The sequence below is a fragment of the Alteromonas sp. ABH4_457 genome (assembly GCF_056160625.1).
The window spans coordinates 124764-143563 of sequence record NZ_JBSWXN010000010.1 but is presented as its reverse complement, the minus strand read 5'-3'; the positions used below and the strand labels follow the sequence as shown (position 1 = coordinate 143563).

Genomic DNA, 18800 nt, shown 5'->3' with positions numbered 1-18800 from the left:
AGGCAACGAATTATTTAGCACCAGAGAATGGTCTGAGAAAAAACTTGATTGGGGAATTGGTGTACGCGCTGCTGGCGAGTATACATTAAGAATCTATGGCTTAAGAAGCGCGGGTAAATATCAATTCAACGTCAAGACTATTGCCACTCCAGAAGAGCTAACCTCACCGAGTAATATCATTGGAACCAACGACACTATAGCTGGCTATATGTCGCACGGAACCTTTGCAGACTACAAAATACTCGCCAGAGGCAACACTGCCTATCGTATTATCAGCGAGCCACAACGAGATAATATGTGGTATGAATTGCAATTCCTTGACGATGCAGGCAACGAATTATTTAGCACCAGAGAATGGTCTGAGAAAAAACTTGATTGGGGAATTGGTGTACGCGCTGCTGGCGAGTATACATTAAGAGTCTATGGCTTAAGAAGCGCGGGTAAATATCAACTTAAGCTTATACAGGATAAGTAATACATAGGGTTAATATTTGCAAAAAAGGGCTGCAAAGCAGCCCTCAAAGTAACTCGATCTGTTCACTCCATTCATCAATAGCTTCTGCTGAAAAGTAGCGGCGCTTCGAAAGCCCGAACACATTCTCAAACTCGTATTCGTCTACTTCTTCAGAATTAATGAAGTTAGTAATCTGTAGTTCGAAAAGCAGAAACAATAAGCATCTCTCAACTGGCTCGAAATACTTCTTCCTGAATTCTTCAGGTAGTTGCTCCTTCAGCCCATCAGACAGAACAAATCCGTTAATGACAAATTTTTCATTTTTATGTTCGTAGATATAGTCCAGAGTTTCTGGATTGAAATACCAGCAAACACGGAATTTGTCGGGCCATTCAGTTCGTGTACTGCGTTTGAATTGATGTATAAACGTGATTTGCAGATCAGTGTTTTTTGTCTTCTTAGTCATAGTTAAGTCCTCAGTTGGTAAACCTCAGAGATAACTAGTTTCGATCTAGGAGAAATTAGCTAGTTCAGACCTGCACAGATCTCGTATACCTGAAAAACAGACATATTGGATAGCGAGTTAAAACATGGAGTCAAAAGCGAAAATCAATAGACTAACGATTACTGTATATTGTGACAATTGTGGGACGCTCTTTTTAGGAGCAATCAATGATTAGGGTAAGTCATTGAAAAATAGGATAGATTGGTCGGTGTGAGAGGATTTGAACCTCCGACCCCTGACACCCCATGACAGTGCGCTACCAAGCTGCGCCACACACCGACCGAAAGAGCCGATAAGTCTACTTATTTTTCTTCACTTTGCAACGACAAATATGCGCAGTGATGACTGAACGTCTAAATGATGAGCAAATCCCTGCCGGGACTACGGTTTTAGCCCTGTAATGTGAGGTAACACACCACGGTGATGACACTGGCGACGATGACATTCAGCACCATCCCTTCCCTCGCCATGGTTTTAATATCGAATTTTCCGCTGGCATAGGCGATAGCATTTGGTGCTGTGGCAACGGGCAGCATGAAAGCACAACTGGCACTGATTGCGGCAGGGATCATCAGCAATTTCGGATCGACGCCCACAGCGGTGCCAGCAGCAGCGAGTATGGGCATAAGCAATGTGGCAGTGGCGGTATTGGAGGTAATTTCTGTCAGGAACGTTACAAACAGGCAAATAGAAAACACCAGCAGCAATACAGGTAAGGTAGACAGGCCCGTCAGCCACTCGCCCATAAGCAGGCTTAACCCTGAGGCTTTAAATGCTTTGGCGATGCAGATACCGCCGGCAAATAACAGCAGCATACCCCAGGGAATATCGTTGGCAGTGGGCCAGTCGAGTAATTTGTCATTGTCCGGCTTGCCACTGTTCACCATAAACATGGCAACTACCCCGGCGACAGCAATTGTGCTGTCACTGACGGTGGTGATCCCCAGCCAGCCTGTCCAGAAAGGCCTGAAGATCCAGGCCATTGCCACTGTGCCGAATATCGCCAGTACCCGCTTCTCAGCCGAGGTCCAGGCACCGGGCTGCGGTAAATCAATGTTGCCGATGCTGCCCAGACCCCGTCCGAGCCACATGGCCATAGCCGGAATTGCCAGCAGCACAATGGGTACACCGGTTTTCATCCATTCAATGAAGTTATATTCACTGCCCTGCGTTTCTTCATAAACGCTCATAAAGATAATATTCGGCGGCGTGCCGATGGGCGTACCGACACCGCCAAGACTGGCCGCGTATGCAATACCAAGGATCAGCACAATACCGAAGCGGGTATGTTTGGTTGCGTTGATGATGGCCATTGCCATGGGCAGCATCATCAACACGGTAGCGGTGTTGCTGATCCACATACTCAAAACAGCTGTGGTCAGCATGAAGCCCAAAATTAGTTTCATACCGCTTCCCGTGCCGGTAAGCCGCAACATATAAATCGCGAACCGCTTATGCAGATTCGCTTTTTCCAGACCCTTCGAAAGCATAAATGCAGCCATCAGCAGTATGATGACATGGCTGCCAAGAGCTGATGCCGCTTCGGCATGGCTGATTACGCCGGCGAGCGGAAAAAGCGCAAAAGGAATGAGTGATGTAGCAGGAATAGGCAACGCTTCGGTTACCCATAATATGGCAACAAAAGCGGTGATTGCAGTTGTGGACGCAATGTCAGCGGGCTGGCCGGCGAAATGCAGACCAAAGCCTGAAAGCAACGCTACCAGCGCGGCAATGAATAGGGTGAGACTGCTTTTTATCATTACCGGGCTCCGTTTCTTTTAAGACGAAAACTGACAGAGTATTCGGGATTAAACGATTACAGGCTTATTTATCGTCATCAGATGTAATTCGGCTGGCAACGGCACCGGCCTGCCCTTTGTATTTGGCATCAGCACGGGCGTTATACGGTTTTTCTGCCGCCTGAGACAACACTTCAAAACTCAACGCGCCGATTTTCATCATCGGACGCAAAGCCAGAGGTAACTTACCACTGTTATAAAACTCAAGCACGATATTACCGGACCAGCCGGGATCAATGCGGTGCGCTGTCACATGCACCATCAGGCCGAGCCTTGCCAGTGAAGAACGTCCGTCCAGCCAGCCGACAATATTGTCCGGCAAGGTTACTGACTCATGAGTAATGGCCAGAGCCAGTTCACCTGGGTGCAGAAAGAATGCCTTGCCTTCAGGCAGCTCAATTTCATCACTCATCACAGAGTTAAGGGCTTCCTGAACTTCGGCTTTAGGTCCGCTCAGGTCGATGTAAGGTGCCTGATGGTCTTCAAAAACGCGGAATTTATTCCCCAGGCGCATATCCACCGTCACACCGCTGATTTGCTCATACCCGGGTGTAGGGTCGATTTTAATTTTGCCTTTCTGAAGATAATCGTAAATATCACGATCGCATAAACGCATAACACATGTCCTGAGGAGGGAAAGAAAACAGCGCGTATTATGCGACTTTGCTTAAAGCCGCACAACCCGCCATAACTACCGTTTTATGCAGTTATAACTTTGTCAGCCCGATGGTTTCACCGCGAATGTAACTTTCAGAGCTGCGGGAAGGTAATGTAAGCGCCATTTGCATGGACAATGCGCGGGCAGCTTCACGGTAGATTCCGGCCAGTTCACTGTCCGGTTTATCTGCCACCAGCGGTTTACCTAAATCGGCCTGCTCGCGGATAGACACATCCAGCGGCAAAGCGCCGAGCAACGGTAAATTGTAACGTTCAGCCAGCGCTTTACCGCCGTCCTGCGCAAATAAATAATCCGTGTGACCGCACGAAGAACACTGGTAATAGCTCATATTCTCAATTAAACCCGCCACCGGCACATTCACCTTGTTGAACATGGAAATGCCTTTTTGTGCATCGGCTACGGCTAAGTCCTGTGGTGTGGTGACAATGACGGCAGCGCTCAGGGGCACCTGCTGTGCCATGGTCAGCTGAATATCACCGGTACCCGGCGGCATATCCACAATCAGATAATCCAGTACCGGCCACAAAGTTTCATCCAGTAACTGTTTCAGTGCCCTGCTCGCCATAGGGCCGCGCCATACTGCCGCGTCCTCTGCCGGCACCAGGTATCCGATGGAGTTTGCCACCATGCCCCAGGCTTTCAGCGGTTGCATATGTTTGTTATCGCCGCTGACCGGATGATCCTGCGGATTGCCCAGCATAATGGGCACGGATGGGCCGTAAATATCCGCATCCAGAATGCCCACTCTGGCGCCTTCCTGCATCAGCGCAAATGCCAGATTCAGACTGGTGGTTGATTTACCCACACCACCCTTGCCGGATGCGACCGCAACCACGTTACGGATATTTGTCACCGGCGCAATAGCGGTTTCAGCGCCGCGAACCTGCTGGGAAATGGCTAGCTCCACCAGCGGAAAACCGGCTTGAGTTAATGCTTTTGTAATGGTTTCTCTGATAACGGCATGTTGAGTGAGCGCACAGAATGGCAGTGTGACCGACAAACAGCCGTTGTCTACCTCACACCACGGTTGGGTTTGCTCTGTGCTTAAGGCATAATAATCAGCCAGACTCTGTGCGGCGGTTTGCGCCAGCTTGTCACCCTTTCGGGAAAAGAACATAATTCACCTTTAAAATGCGCGGTCGCGCTATTTACGTAATGCAAAAGCAGCGCGATTCCGCTAGTATTTGCAGCCATTTTTCAACGCTTGAGAACAGAAACATAATACTATGTCTGAAAACACGTCGACTTCTGTTGCCGGAAACAATGCGAAACGCCGTATTCTGGTAACCAGTGCACTGCCGTATGCTAACGGCTCTATCCACCTCGGGCACTTACTTGAGCATATCCAGACCGATATCTGGACCCGTTTCCAGCGTCTTCGCGGCAACGAATGCTACAGTGTTTGCGCCGACGATGCTCACGGCACACCTGTTATGCTGAAAGCACAGGAGCTGGGTATTACGCCGGAAGAAATGGTCGCCCGTACCCGTGCAGAGCACCATCAGGATCTGCAGGACTTCTACGTTGATTACGACAACTATTATGTGACTCACTCGCCGGAAAACAAGGCGTTGTGTGAAACCATTTATAACCGTCTTGATGAAGCAGGCTACATCAGCAAGCGTACCATCAATCAGTTGTATGACCCGCAAAAAGAAATGTTCCTGCCGGACCGTTTTGTAAAAGGCACTTGCCCGAGCTGTAATGCGGAAGATCAAAACGGCGACAGCTGTGATGTTTGCGGCGCAACATACAGCCCGACAGAAGTGAAAAACCCGCGCAGTGTAGTTTCCGGCGCGACGCCAATACTGAAGGAATCTGAGCACTTCTTCTTTGACCTGCCGCAATTTGAAGGCATGCTTAAAGAGTGGATCCGCTCCGGTGCGATTCAGGCTGAAATGGCGAATAAGCTTCAGGAATGGTTTGAAGACGGCCTGCAGCAGTGGGATATCAGCCGCGATGCACCTTATTTCGGTTTTGAAATTCCTGGCGCGCCGAACAAATTCTTTTACGTGTGGGTAGATGCGCCGGTTGGTTACATGGCCAGCTTCCAAAATTTCTGTGATCAGAATGACGTTAACTTTGACGATTTCTGGAACAAAGACACCGGCACAGAGCTGTATCACTTCATCGGTAAAGACATTACGTATTTCCACTGCCTGTTCTGGCCTGCCATGCTGGAAGGTGCCGGTTTCCGTAAACCTACCGGTGTGAATATTCACGGATTCGTGACAGTAAACGGCGCGAAAATGTCCAAGTCCCGCGGTACATTCATTAAAGGCCGTACCTATCTTGACCATCTGAACCCGGAATACCTGCGTTATTACTTCGCGTCCAAGCTGGGTGACGGTGTAACGGATATCGACCTGAATTTTGCTGATTTTGCCCAGAAAGTGAATTCAGATCTGGTGGGTAAAGTGGTCAATATCGCCAGCCGTTGTGCCAGCTTCATCACCAAACGTTTTGACGGCAAACTGTCAGATACGGTACTGGATAAAGAGCTGATGGCAGAATTCCATGCCGCATCAGAGAGTATCGCCACGCACTTTGAAAACCGTAAGTATCATCAGGCGGTACGTGAAATAATGGCGCTGGCTGACAAAGCGAACCAGTTCATTGATGCGAACGCGCCGTGGGTCACCATTAAAGACGAAAGCAAACAGCAGTTTACCCATGATGTGTGCTCACTGGGTATTAACATGTTCCGTATTCTGGTGGCTTACCTGAAGCCGGTATTGCCAGTGCTGGCAGAGAAAGCGGAAGCTTTCCTGAACGATACGCTGACCTGGGAAAGTACTCAAACTGTTCTGACCGGTCATGAAATCAATAAATTTAAAGCCATGATGCAACGCATCGAAATGGATAAGATTGACGCAATGGTAGAAGACTCAAAAGAAAGCCTGGCTGCAGCAAATGCACCGAAGTTAGATCCTGAAAGCCCGCTGGCGAAAGATCCCATAAGTGAAGAAATTACGTTTGATGATTTCGCGAAAGTGGATTTCCGCATTGCCCGCATCGCTAATGCCGAGCATGTGGAAAAAGCTGACAAACTGTTGCGCTTAGAGCTGGATTTAGGCGGCGAAACCCGTCAGGTATTTGCCGGTATCAAGTCAGCCTATGCCCCTGAAGACTTAATTGGCAAACACACCGTGATGGTTGCCAACCTGGCTCCGCGCAAGATGCGTTTCGGTATGTCTGAAGGCATGGTACTGGCGGCAGGTCCGGGTGGTAAGGACTTGTATATCCTTGAGCCACACGAAGGTGCCAAACCGGGTATGCGCGTCAAATAATGCGCTGCGCTATGGTCAACTGAAAAGGTGACGTCGACAGTAAACGAAAAACGGTGTTCAGATGAGCACCGTTTTTTTATGAATAAAATTCACAGGTCATTGCTTTTCAAAAAGGTATACAGCAAAGGCAGCGGATAATATGCTTTGTGCAAACCCCTTCTGCCTCAGTCACAATGATTTTTGTAAAACCACGGGCCGGGATTTCAGTCAACGTACTGGCCGGCGCAGCATGTCTTCTCACATTTCTTTTAAGCGGCTGCAGTACAGTGCCGTCCTCTCCCGCCACTTCCGTTGATGCCGGACTAAAAGTTTCAGCTCCGGCATTTGAAGTGATCCCGCTGGGTACGGCAGGCGGACTGGATGAAAGCAACTTATCGTCCTATCTGATATCGCGCGGTTACAGCCACCGTTATATCGCGTTCGATGCCGGTTCGGTAATGACCGGCCTGAAAGTGGCTGCGGCAAACGGTGCTTTTGCGACTTTGCCTGTACAAACGGATTTAACTGTTGAGGGAAATGTGCTCACCCGTCATATCACCGGTTATGCACTTTCCCATGCTCACCTCGACCACGTAGCCGGCCTGGTGATTAACGCAACGGATGATACGCCGAAACCGGTTTATGCCATGCCCTCCACTATTAAAACGCTGAAAGAAAATGTATTTAACTGGGCGCTGTGGCCGAACTTTGCCAATGAGGGAAGCGGCTACAAACTGAACCGCTACCGTTATACCTACATGCAGGCCGGTGAAGCGCAAACACTGGGTGACACAGGCTGCTCGCTTACCGCCTATCCGCTGTCCCATGCCGGTGCTGACAAGTCTTCAGCGTTTTTATACCAGTGTGATGACAATGCTGTGCTCTATCTGGGAGATACCGGGCCTGATGCAGTGGAAGGTACCGGCCATTTAGCCGGCTTGTGGAAAACCGTCGCACCACTGATAAAAAGCGGCCGGTTAAAAGGCGTGTTTATTGAAGCGTCCTATCCTTCAGACAGAGCGGACAACGCGCTGTTCGGTCATTTAACACCGGCATGGCTGATGCGGGAACTGGACACACTGGCAGCACTTACCGACAGTGAAAATCCGGCAAGCGCATTGCGGGGATTAAAGGTCATTATCACCCACATAAAGCCGTCTCTGAACAAACAGGAAAACACCCTGTTGAAAATAAAATCCGAACTGGAAGCGCTTAATTCGCATGGTCTAACGCCGATTTTTCCACAGCAGGGAGAACCCTTCTACCTCTGACAACTGCCGGTCAGCCCCGGCTTCCGTCGCGGCCTGCAGGGGTTGCATTCTGCACCCGCATACTGGCACCCACGGCGGAGAACCGGGGCTTGAGTTTCCACGCGGGCTTGATGGTGGTCATCGGGATCACCCGTTTACGGGCAAGGATCACATACACCGAGCTGCACCAGGGAAAATAGCGGGTAATGCGGTTATGCCAGCTGGCAGGTAAAGAAAACTGCTTTTTAATAAACAGCATGGAAAACAGAATATGGCGGGTTTCAATAATTTCGTAGCCCAGTAACTGTAACCAGTCTTTTACCCGGCTTGACGAGAAGAAACGTGCATCATGCAGCAGGTTACCCCGTTTCAGTGGCAGATATTTGCCGATGCCGGTGAGGCTGTAAGGGTTAAAACCGCTCAGAATAATGTAACCGTCCTGCGTGATACAGCGGTCAACTTCCCGTAATAACTGATGAGGATCCTGACAAAAGTCCAGTTCGTTGGCCAGCAGAAACCCGTCGATGCTGTTCTCAACGTAAGGCAGTTCGGTAGACAGACTCAGCACAGATGTCGCGTCGATCTGAACGGGTGTCTGACGGATTTGGTGTTTGACGTTGCACTTGCTTAACGCAATTTCACTGCTGAGTGTTCCCAGCTTTACCAGATGATAGCCGAAGATACGGCCAGAAAAGCTGTTACTGACAGTCTGCACAGCATCTTTAATTACCTCACCTGCCGGTAGCTGAGCCCAGGATTCAGGGTAACCGGGCGGTTTAGAACGGTATGCCAGTCTCATTAATATTCAGGCTGATCCAATTAGTTGCGACACTGCTATCTAATTTCTATAGTATCGCATTAATACTGATAAACAAGCAGGATTCCCCATGAACAGGATGTCTGACGCCCTTCCCGACGGTGTACAAATCAGCGCTATTCCCGCCTTTACTGACAATTATATCTGGTGTTTGCACAATCAAACCCATGCAGTGGTTGTGGATCCGGGCGATGCAGAACCTGTACTGGCATTTTGTAAGCAGAACGGACTCAGTCTGGAAGCCGTGTTGATCACCCATCACCACCGCGACCATACTGGCGGCATCGCCAGACTGGCCTCCGCCAATCCTTCATTACCGGTTATCGGCCCGGCTGGCGGACATATTCGCGGCATTACCCGCTCTGTGGATGAAGGTGATGATATTCATCTGAATGTGGTGAACTGTGCGTTTACGGTCATGGAGCTGCCAGGCCATACCCTCGATCATATTGCATTTTATGGTCACGGACTGGTGTTATGCGGAGACACATTATTCTCCGGTGGCTGCGGACGTCTGTTCGAAGGCTCACCGGCGCAAATGCACCATTCACTGAACAAACTGAAACGCTTGCCCAATAACACCCGTGTGTTCTGTACCCATGAATACACACAGGCCAACATGCAGTTTGCCCTCGCTGTAGAGCCTGACAACGAAGAATTACAGCAACATGCGAACCTCGTAGAAAAGTTGCGGTCTGAAGACAACATTACCCTGCCCTCCAGCATGCAAAAAGAAAAGGCCATCAACCCCTTTCTGCGCAGTCACAAAGCTTCTGTGGCAGCCGCTGCATCACAGTGGCAGGGAGAAGAATTAGATGACGATACTGCGGTATTTGCTGCGCTGCGGCGCTGGAAAGATGAGTTTTGATGCAATTGACGGCAACAATCGTTACACTATCACGTTCGAAGTTTATTTGCGGGGCACTTAATTAATGAAATCAGCACTGGGCCTGATTGCCAGTATCGCGCTTGCTGGCATGCTGAGTGGTTGTGAAACCACCGGTGAGAATGACATTGCCAGTGAGCAACCGCCTGAGTATACCGAACCTCAGGACTCAGACACCTGTGAAGTAGGCCAGACGACCATTGACGACGAGCAGGACTGTCAAATCGCCAAAGAAGGTGTCATTGAAGTTGTGCACCCTGTTGAAGATGTGGACGAGGCGCTGGATGAAGCGGTTGAACCGGAAGAACCTGAAGACGTTGTCATTGATGATGTGTGGACCCGCGCGGCTGCACAAATGGCCTTTGAGATCCCCGACGACAAGCGGGTAACCAGCCAGCGTAACTGGTATCTGAAACACCCTGAGTACATGGCCCGTGTAGTTAACCGTGCACGTCCATTCCTGTACTACATCACTGAAGAAATTGAAAAGCGGGATATGCCGCTGGAAATCGCACTGCTTCCTGTCGTGGAAAGTGCTTTTGACCCCTTCGCATACAGCCATGGCCGCGCTGCCGGTATGTGGCAGTTTATTCCGGGCACAGCGAAACGTTTCGGGATCCGCCAGACCTGGTGGTACGACGGCCGCCGGGATGTGGTGGCATCCACACAGGGCGCGCTGGATTACCTTACCTACCTGAATAACATGTTCGACGGCAACTGGTTACATGCCCTTGCGGCGTATAACAGCGGTGAAGGCCGCGTACTCAGAGCCATCAAACAAAACCGTAAAGCCGGTAAACCTACAGATTTCTGGTCGCTGGATTTACCCCGCGAGACACGCGCCTACGTACCGAAACTTCTCGCTCTTGCTGACATTCTTAAAAACAAAGAGCACTACGGCTTTGCCTGGCCTGCTGTTGATAATGTTGAAGTGGTAAAATTGGTGGATATCGGCTCACAGGTAGATTTGGCGTTTGCTGCCGATCTTGCAGACATGGAACTGGAAGACTTGCATGCCCTGAATCCCGGCTTTAACCGCTGGGCAACCGATCCTGATGGCCCTCATCAGTTGTTGCTTCCGGTAGAGAAAGCAGAACAATTTACTACAGAACTGGCGTCCGTTGACCGTCATGACCGTCTGAACTGGGTGCGTCATAAAGTGAAAAGCGGAGACAGCCTGCTACGCCTGGCAAAGAAGTATCATACGACAGCTGACATCATCAGAAGGGTCAACAGTCTGTCGGGGAACATGATCCGCGCCGGTGACTATGTCATGGTGCCGGTTGCTTTAAAAGAACTGGATTCTTATTCTTTGTCACAGGATCAGCGTCTGGCTTCGTTACAGAATAAGCCTCGCTCATCGGTGAAAGTGACACATAAAGTCACCTCCGGCGATACGCTGTGGGATTTAGCCGTTAAATACAAAGTCAGCACCCGTGACCTGGCGAAGTGGAATGGCATGGCGCCGGCAGATCCGCTGATGCCCGGTAAAACCCTGGTGATCTGGCAAGGTGGCGATGCGCCGGAGAAGTCCTCCGCTTCCATCATCCGCTCTCTGACTTACACAGTTAAACCGGGAGACAGTCTTTCCCGTATAGCCAGTAAGTTCAATGTTAAAATCTCAGACATCACCAACTGGAATAATTTGAGCAAAAACCGCTATTTGCAACCTGGTCAGAAACTCAAATTACACGTGGATGTAACGAGACTAAAAAATGTAGGATAAGCCACCATGCTGAGAATTAACTGGGACAACTTACGGAAAAGTCATGAAACGCCCTGGTTAATTCTTGATTTGGTTATGCTGGGTTTATTGCTGGTAAACCTGGCCTGGCTGCTCTTCGATGCTCTCTACGGCACTGCCGTCATCCACCAGCAACTGGAAATTCTGCTGCCGGGATTTACCGGCACCTACGATCCCATCCATAAAAATTTCATTCTTGTCGATCTGGTATTCATTGGTATTTTCTTTGTTGAGTTTTGCTTTCGCTGGGTTGTGTCAGTGGTAAGGAAAGAGCATCTGCGCTGGTATTTTTTCCCCTTTCTGCACTGGTACGATATCGTCGGCCTCATTCCTCTCGGGGCAACCCGCATTTTCCGTTTCCTGCGTATCTTTTCGATTTTGCACCGGCTGCATAAATTCGACATCATCGACTTAAACCGCACCGCTATTTTTCGTTTCTTCCGCTTTTATTACGATGTTTTTGTGGAAGAGCTGTCTGACCGCATTGTCGTTAAAGTGCTCAGCGATGCACAAAAAGACATTTCTGCAGGGTCACCACTGGTTGACGATATCACCCGTCAGGTGCTCGCCCCCCGCCGCCCTGTTCTGACTGAATGGGTTGCCGGTGTGCTGAATCATTTCGGTCAGTCCATCAGTGACGGCCATTATGGTGAAGCGATCCGCGAACACGTCAGACGGTCGGTAGGCAAAGCGGTGAAAAGTAACGAGCAGGTATCGACTCTGCACTATATTCCGGTGGTGGGAAAAACCATTGAAAGCACACTGGAGTCGGCTGTTACAGACATCGTGACCACATCCATTATTAACTTACTTTCTGACATCGACGCCCACAAGATTGATCATTTTGTAGAAGCCGGTTTACACGATTACACACCGGTCACAGATGATTTGGATAAAGAGGTGCTGGGAGTGATTAACGAGTGTCTGGAGTTGGTGAAAGCCCATGTGGCTCAGCAGCGCTGGAAAACCGAACTGGCTGAAAAGAACCGGCCGGTGCCTGATGCCGGCATTGAAAATCAAACAAAAGGCCCGTTGGAATAATCCGACGGGCCCTTTCATTCAGCGCATATTGCAAGGTGCTGTAGCTTGTCAGCCTTTCCGCCAGGTCGTTCCGGCCGGCCCGTCTTCAAGGATAACATTCATTGCGGCTAATGCATCACGGGCAGCGTCAGCAGCAGGCCAGTCTTTCGCAGCACGGGCATCGTTACGTTGCTTGATAAGTGCTTCAATTTCGGCGCTCTCATCATCATTGCTGCCGCCCTGTAACCAGGTTTCCGGCGCGGTTTGCAAAATACCTAAAATCGCTCCAAGTCCTTTCAGTACCGCAGCCAGCTTGCCGGCTTCTTCCGCACCGGCTTTTTGCTTATTGAGATCGCGGGCCAGGTCAAACAGGACAGACATCGCTTCAGGCACATTCAAATCGTCGTTCATTGCCGTTTCAAAGCGCTCAAGGTAACCGCCGTAAGACAAATCAGTGGCAGAGTTTATATCCACACCGCGAAGAGCCGTGTACAAACGTTCCAGCGCTGATTTTGCCTGAGTGATATTGTCCTGCGAGTAGCTCAGCTGACTGCGGTAATGGGCCGACATCAGGAAGAAACGCAGGGATTCTGCATCGTGTTCCTGCAATACATCACGCAGGGTAAAGAAGTTCCCCAGCGACTTGGACATCTTCTCGTTATCTACCTGCACCATACCGGTATGCATCCATGTGTTTACATACGGCGTATCAAAGGCGCAGCAGGATTGAGCCACTTCATTTTCATGGTGAGGGAAGGTTAAGTCAGAGCCGCCGCCATGAATATCAAAGTGTGCACCCAGGTGCTTGTGATTCATGGCAGAACATTCAATGTGCCAGCCGGGACGGCCGTCGCCCCAGGGCGAAGTCCAGAAAGGCTCTCCGGCTTTGGCTTTTTTCCACAGCACAAAATCCAGCGGATCATCTTTACCCGCCGCCACTTCAACGCGGGCACCGGCCTGTAACTGTTCCAGGTTTTGCTTGCTCAGTTTGCCGTAGTCACCAAACTTACTGACATCAAACAGCACATCACCGCTTTCTGCTACATAAGCAAAGCCTTTATCCAGCAGTTTTTCAATGATATCCACAATTTCAGCCATATGCGTGGTTACACGGGGCTCGATATCCGGCTCAAGTAAATTAATGGCAGCGAAATCTTCGTGCATCATGGCGATGGTACGGGCAGTCAGTTCACCGGTGGTTTCGCCATTTTCATTCGCTCTGGCAATAATCTTGTCATCTACGTCAGTAATGTTACGCACGTAGTTCACATCAAATCCAAGATGGCGCAGATAACGCACCAGCACATCAAAGCTTAAATAGGTACGGGCATGCCCCATGTGGCTGAGGTCGTACACCGTGATACCACACACATATAAACCCACGCATCCTTCTTTCAGCGGTACAAAAGGGGCTTTTTCCCGGGTCAGTGTGTTGTAAAGGTGTAGCATGGTTGTCCTCGTTTTTTAGCTCAGGATTCAAATTCGGGGCGAAAGTGTAGCACTACCCGTTGCGGTCGCACAGGTTTTGCCGCCTTTTAACAGTGATTAATTTAACTCACGGAGGAAATCAGCTACCATTACCCCACTTTAACCGCCGGGACACAAGATAAGGGGCGAATTCATGGTTACGTTAAAAACAAATTACGGTGACATCACACTGGAGCTTTTTGCAGATAAGGCACCGGCAACCGTTGAAAACTTCTTAAACTACGTAAAAGAAGGCTTTTACGACAACACGATTTTCCACCGTGTTATCGACGGTTTCATGATCCAGGGCGGTGGTTTCACACCGGATATGGATCAGAAATCGACCAACGCACCTATTGCCAATGAAGCGAACAACGGTGTTGCCAATGAAAAAGGCACTATCGCCATGGCACGTACAAATGATCCGCACTCAGCAACAGCGCAGTTCTTCATTAACGTGAACAACAACGACTTCCTGAACTTCTCCAGCGAATCAGTAAACGGCTGGGGCTACTGTGCATTCGGTAAAGTGTCTGAAGGCATGGACGTGGTTGAGAAAATCAAAGCTGTGAAAACCGGCACCAGCGGCTTCCACCAGGACGTACCTGCAGAGCCCGTTGTTATTGAAAAAGCGGTTATTGGTGAGTAATCCGGCAATACCTTTGTTCAGAGACAGTTCCTGCTGTCTCTGATCCCTCTTCCCCATTTGTCACACTTAGCTGCATGCCATTTACTTACTTCATTGCCGATATCCACCTGAGCGAAGACCGTCCTGACATTACTCAGTGTCTGATGACTTTTTTAGAAAACGAAGCGCCACAGGCGGATGCACTGTACGTGCTGGGTGATTTGTTTGAAGTGTGGATTGGTGATGACAACAAAACGCCCTTCAATGACGCGATTGCTGCCGCATTTAAACAGGTCAGTAAAACCACACCGGTATTTTTCATTCACGGCAACCGTGACTTTGCAATCCGTCAGGAATGGGCAACCCAGGCCGGTATGACATTACTGCCCGAACAGGCTGTCATTGATTTATACGGCACCCCTACCCTCATCAGCCACGGTGATGAGCTATGTACAAAGGACATTGCCTACCAGAAATTCCGTAAGAAAAGCCGCAGTTGGTGGTGGCCACGGCTTATGCTGGCATTGCCACTTTCATACCGCCGTAAGGTCGCCGAGAACGGACGTAAGCAGAGCAAGTTAAACCAGCAGGGCCTGAAACCTGAAATCATGGATGTAACACCGGAAGAGGTGGTGAAAGCCATGGAGCATTTCAACGTACAGCGAATGATCCACGGCCACACCCACCGCCCCGCCATCCACGCCTTGAAAGCCAACGGCAAACCCGCTACCCGTATTGTGCTGGGCGACTGGTACGATCAAGGCTCGGTTTTAAAAATCAGTGAAACGGAAGTTGCGTTGCAGCAGCGGGATTTTTTGATGTCCGGGCGGGAATGAGTGAATTCCTGTAATCAGCAGACAGAAATGGAATTGGCGGTTAAAGACTTAACTAGCTTAAGCTTGCTCTGACATCTGCAATAGTGATGAAGAGTTTGTTTTCAGTATCCTGAAATACCTGAAATCCATAGCGCTCATAGAATAGTTTTGCACTGTCTTTGGCGTGAACGATAACAACAGGGAATGCAACGCTATCACTTGCAGCTAATAGCTTTCGAAGCGCGTCGACCAGCAACCACTCGCCGAAGCCTTTTCCTTTATATCGGTCATCAACTGCAAGGCGGGCGATAAGGCCGCCAGAGGTCGACGATTGATGCCTTTTTTGTAATTTATCTGGTAATGCCTTTAAGTCAATTGGTGTCATTGTTAGCGTGTAGAAGCCGATGATATGTGAGTTGTCGTTATCATCTTCCAAAACAAAAGTTCTGGTATTGTCTTTCCTGGCTTGCTGACTAGCCATTACTTTTAAGTAATTATTGAGAGCTTCAATACCACAGTTGAACCGGTTTCTATCGTGTTTAGCTTTATCCAGAAGTACCGTATTCATTACTGAGTTTTGTTCCCGTACCGGTCCGAGGCTGCTTTCAGTTTTGAGTTTAGTACTGCAGGACGGTCTAAAGCTTCCATTAGCAACATTGCATCAGATTGGCTCAATTTTAAAGCTTGCTCACGTTCAATGATTTGTTTAGCTTTTTCAATTGCAGCACTTAAGACAAATGAATTAATACTGGACATGCCAGCAATCGCTGCAGCTTTATTCAGTAAATCTTGTGTATCGACATCGACTCTGGCTGTGATGCGAGGCAAGGTAGTAGTCATAATGTTGTCTCCTGTTGTGTCAAAATGACACATGTCTATTATGGGCGTAAATTGTGCGGTAAGCAATTACTGTGTCAGTTTGGCACACAAAAACACAAGCATTTAAGGTCTCAAGAATCTGAAATTTAAAAGTAATATTCCCACCCTTTACGCGATGGAGTAATTGTCATCGCCGCTTTTCCCTGCTTGACCTGACTGCGGATATATACAAAGCTAACAATATGGAGAATCAAAAGAATTTTGATTGTGGGGAAGCGCGCTGGTTTCATTGAGTTTGTGAAAAATCACTGGGAGTTTCTGGCGGTGGGCAGTCTGATTGCCATTTACCTTTTACACGGTCAGTACCTGCAGGCTGTCGCCTCTACGATTATCTCCCAGCCTAGGAAAAGCAACTTTTTGTTTGTTGATTACTATGAACTGGATAGATCCAGTGACATTAAATATCGTTTTGTGCCCTTAAAAGTCATTGCAACAGATGAGCAAAACATTACGGTAGCGGTAGGAAATATTGGTTTCAGTGAACCCGTATCGCCTGAAACTCACATCAAATTTGATAAACCACTCCTGCTTAGAAACTACTACCGGAAAAATCATCTTCGGTTCAGTCGCAAAGAACTGAGTTCCATGTACGAGAACGGGATTATTTACGACGCCCGCCGCCCTCAAAACATCTACATCAGCGGCTGGATCGTGGTTAAATTAAGCGAAGTGTACACAGACTGAAAATAAGCAGGTAAATGCTCAAGACCAGTCGTTTATTTACTGCGCCCTCTCAAAACATCAGCCAAAACAACATGTTATGTTATAACATTTTTCATAAAACCGACATCAATCCGACATAAATCATTCATCTCAGATTAACCTGTTCGTCATACAGGCCGCCTACTCTGTTTCACCGTCCGGTCGGGGAACCGATACTTTCAGGGAAGAGAGGTTACACACATCACCTGCCTGCTTCCCGCTCCCTGCCGCAGACACACGGCTGCTTCTGTCTACAGCGCCGGTAATCAAAAACATAATTAGGAATGTCATAATGAAATTTAACTGGAAAGCTTCTGTCAGCGCTCTGGCTCTGGCGGTTTCAACTGGTTTGCAGGCGGATGTGCTCCCTGCTTATCAGTCTGAAAGTGCCTGGTTCACCGACGCACAAACCAAACTCACTGAGAAACTGGAAACCACCAATAATTTTAAAGCCAAAAACGTGATCCTGTTTGTGGGTGACGGTATGGGTATTTCAACGCTGACGGCGTCACGTATCCGTAAAGGCCAGCTGGCGGGCAACCCCGGTGAAGAAGGTTACTTAGCGTGGGAAAGCTTTCCCGGTACTGCACTGGTAAAAACCTATAACGTAGATGCCCAGACTCCGGATTCAGCGGGTACGATGACAGCCATGATGTCAGGACTGAAAACTGACGTGGGTGTAATCGGTGTAGATGAAGACATCGAACGTGGCGAATGTTCAACAGTTGCCGGCAATGAAGTGATTACCGCACTGGAACTGGCTGAAATTAAAGGACTGTCTACCGGTGTGGTATCAACTGCCCGCCTGACTCACGCCACGCCGGCAGCCACTTATGCCAAATCAGCAGACCGCAACTGGGAAGACGTATCTGATATGCCGGAAGCGGCCGTCACAGCCGGTTGTGCTGACATTGCCGACCAGCTGGTACATTTTGAAGATTATCTGGAAAGCCGTTACACCGGTATAGACGTTGACGGTATTGATGTTGCCATGGGCGGCGGCCGCCGTCACTTCCTGCCGAATGATGCTGCTTTTAACAGTAATGACGCAGTAAGTGAAACAGAAGGCGACCGTACTGACAGCCGTGATTTGACTGCTGAGTGGCAGGAAATGTACAGCGATGGTGTTTACGTAACCGATCAGGCCGGATTCGATGCGGTGGATGCCGCTTCCACGACCCGTCTGTTTGGTCTGTTCAACGAATCTCACATGCAGTACGAGGCAGACCGCGCCAACGATGTTGCCGGTGAGCCTTCCATTGCAGAGATGACTTCTAAAGCAATCGACATTCTCGATAACAACGACAAAGGCTTCTTCCTGATGGTGGAATCAGGTCGTATCGACCACGCTCACCATGCAGGTAATGCCTCCGGTGCACTGTCTGAAACACTGGCGTTTGAGCAGGCTATCGAAGCTGCGGTAGCGAATACCGATCCTTCAGAAACACTGATTCTGGTCACGGCTGACCACGGCCACGTGTTTACTATTGCCGGCTATCCTAAGCGCGGTAACCCGATCCTGGGCAAAGTGGTTAACGTAGGTGCTGATGAAGCGGCTACTGCTGCTGACGGCATGCCTTATACCACTGTGGGCTATATGAATGGTTTCGGCTTTAACGATTTAGGTACAGAAACCGATTCTGACGCTATCTACAGCGAAGAAATCAATGCTGGCCGTCTGGATATTACCAGCGTGGATACCACTGCTGCAGGGTACCACCAGGAAGCGCTTATCCCGCTGTCTTCAGAAACTCACTCCGGTGAAGACATTGCCCTGCACGGCACAGGCCCAGGCAGCCAGTTAATTCAGGGTGTCATTGAGCAAAGCGTTGTATTCCACCTGATTAACCAGTCTCTCGGACTGATTGAAGAATAAGAAGAGGACA

At 49.2% G+C, this 18800-nt stretch carries 18 protein-coding genes and 1 tRNA gene; 10 read left to right on the top strand and 9 right to left on the bottom strand.

What is annotated here, in order from left to right; genetic code table 11:
• Positions 1-475: hypothetical protein (locus tag ACXAGR_RS23320; protein WP_474852825.1), on the top strand; the 475-nt coding region annotated here is incomplete at its 5' end.
• A gap of 43 nt (positions 476-518) precedes the next feature.
• Here the strand turns inward: ACXAGR_RS23320 and ACXAGR_RS23315 are convergent.
• The 5 genes from ACXAGR_RS23315 to apbC all read right to left on the bottom strand — a co-directional run bounded on the left by ACXAGR_RS23315 (position 519) and on the right by apbC (position 4554).
• A complete protein-coding gene (locus ACXAGR_RS23315) occupies positions 519-920 on the bottom strand; it encodes a hypothetical protein (protein WP_474852824.1) in 402 nt (133 codons plus the stop codon).
• 241 nt (positions 921-1161) lie between these two features.
• Positions 1162-1238, bottom strand: a tRNA-Pro gene (locus tag ACXAGR_RS23310).
• Between the two features lie 110 nt (positions 1239-1348).
• Entirely contained in the window at positions 1349-2719 is a 1371-nt protein-coding gene (locus ACXAGR_RS23305; protein WP_474852822.1) for an SLC13 family permease, read from the bottom strand.
• 64 nt (positions 2720-2783) lie between these two features.
• On the bottom strand, positions 2784-3374 hold the full coding sequence (dcd, locus tag ACXAGR_RS23300) for a dCTP deaminase (RefSeq protein ID WP_119501791.1): 591 nt from the start codon (positions 3372-3374) through the stop codon (positions 2784-2786).
• A 91-nt stretch (positions 3375-3465) separates the two neighbouring features.
• Complete coding sequence (gene apbC, locus ACXAGR_RS23295; RefSeq protein WP_474846584.1) at positions 3466-4554, bottom strand: iron-sulfur cluster carrier protein ApbC; 1089 nt, start codon at positions 4552-4554, stop codon at positions 3466-3468.
• Positions 4555-4663: 109 nt separating this feature from the next.
• Here apbC and metG point away from each other — a divergent pair, with 109 nt between their 5' ends.
• On the top strand, positions 4664-6727 hold the full coding sequence (gene metG, locus ACXAGR_RS23290; RefSeq protein ID WP_474846586.1) for a methionine--tRNA ligase: 2064 nt from the start codon (positions 4664-4666) through the stop codon (positions 6725-6727).
• 146 nt (positions 6728-6873) lie between these two features.
• On the top strand, positions 6874-7977 hold the full coding sequence (locus ACXAGR_RS23285; protein WP_474852820.1) for an MBL fold metallo-hydrolase: 1104 nt from the start codon (positions 6874-6876) through the stop codon (positions 7975-7977).
• Positions 7978-7987: 10 nt separating this feature from the next.
• On the opposite strand, the gene ACXAGR_RS23280 is transcribed toward ACXAGR_RS23285, so the two are convergent.
• A complete protein-coding gene (locus tag ACXAGR_RS23280) occupies positions 7988-8755 on the bottom strand; it encodes a methyltransferase domain-containing protein (protein WP_474852818.1) in 768 nt (255 codons plus the stop codon).
• Positions 8756-8843: 88 nt separating this feature from the next.
• Between ACXAGR_RS23280 and gloB the strand changes: the two genes are divergently transcribed.
• The 3 genes from gloB (at position 8844) to ACXAGR_RS23265 (ending at position 12444) form a co-directional block, all read left to right on the top strand.
• Entirely contained in the window at positions 8844-9641 is a 798-nt protein-coding gene (gene gloB / locus ACXAGR_RS23275; protein WP_474846592.1) for a hydroxyacylglutathione hydrolase, read from the top strand.
• A gap of 64 nt (positions 9642-9705) precedes the next feature.
• Complete coding sequence (locus tag ACXAGR_RS23270) at positions 9706-11385, top strand: lytic transglycosylase (RefSeq protein WP_474846594.1); 1680 nt, start codon at positions 9706-9708, stop codon at positions 11383-11385.
• Between the two features lie 6 nt (positions 11386-11391).
• The gene (locus ACXAGR_RS23265; protein WP_474852816.1) at positions 11392-12444 is read left to right on the top strand and encodes an ion transporter; all 1053 of its coding nucleotides are present in this window, start codon (positions 11392-11394) and stop codon (positions 12442-12444) included.
• 48 nt (positions 12445-12492) lie between these two features.
• Here the strand turns inward: ACXAGR_RS23265 and cysS are convergent, their stop codons facing one another.
• Positions 12493-13872: a cysteine--tRNA ligase gene (gene cysS / locus ACXAGR_RS23260; protein WP_474846598.1), complete on the bottom strand. Its 1380-nt coding sequence runs from the start codon at positions 13870-13872 to the stop codon at positions 12493-12495.
• Between the two features lie 172 nt (positions 13873-14044).
• On the opposite strand from cysS, the gene ACXAGR_RS23255 reads away from it, so the two are divergent.
• Both ACXAGR_RS23255 and lpxH read left to right on the top strand, forming a co-directional pair.
• A complete protein-coding gene (locus tag ACXAGR_RS23255; RefSeq protein WP_474852814.1) occupies positions 14045-14539 on the top strand; it encodes a peptidylprolyl isomerase in 495 nt (164 codons plus the stop codon).
• A gap of 74 nt (positions 14540-14613) precedes the next feature.
• Positions 14614-15354: a UDP-2,3-diacylglucosamine diphosphatase gene (gene lpxH / locus ACXAGR_RS23250; protein WP_474852812.1), complete on the top strand. Its 741-nt coding sequence runs from the start codon at positions 14614-14616 to the stop codon at positions 15352-15354.
• 52 nt (positions 15355-15406) lie between these two features.
• Here the strand turns inward: lpxH and ACXAGR_RS23245 are convergent, their stop codons facing one another.
• Both ACXAGR_RS23245 and ACXAGR_RS23240 read right to left on the bottom strand, forming a co-directional pair.
• Complete coding sequence (locus ACXAGR_RS23245; protein WP_474846602.1) at positions 15407-15901, bottom strand: GNAT family N-acetyltransferase; 495 nt, start codon at positions 15899-15901, stop codon at positions 15407-15409.
• Complete coding sequence (locus ACXAGR_RS23240) at positions 15901-16173, bottom strand: type II toxin-antitoxin system TacA family antitoxin (protein WP_474846604.1); 273 nt, start codon at positions 16171-16173, stop codon at positions 15901-15903. The genes ACXAGR_RS23245 and ACXAGR_RS23240 overlap by 1 nt, the downstream gene beginning before the upstream one ends.
• A gap of 246 nt (positions 16174-16419) precedes the next feature.
• On the opposite strand from ACXAGR_RS23240, the gene ACXAGR_RS23235 reads away from it, so the two are divergent.
• Complete coding sequence (locus ACXAGR_RS23235; RefSeq protein WP_474852810.1) at positions 16420-16896, top strand: hypothetical protein; 477 nt, start codon at positions 16420-16422, stop codon at positions 16894-16896.
• 310 nt (positions 16897-17206) lie between these two features.
• Positions 17207-18790: an alkaline phosphatase gene (locus tag ACXAGR_RS23230; protein ID WP_474852809.1), complete on the top strand. Its 1584-nt coding sequence runs from the start codon at positions 17207-17209 to the stop codon at positions 18788-18790.
• Positions 18791-18800: the final 10 nt, after the last annotated feature.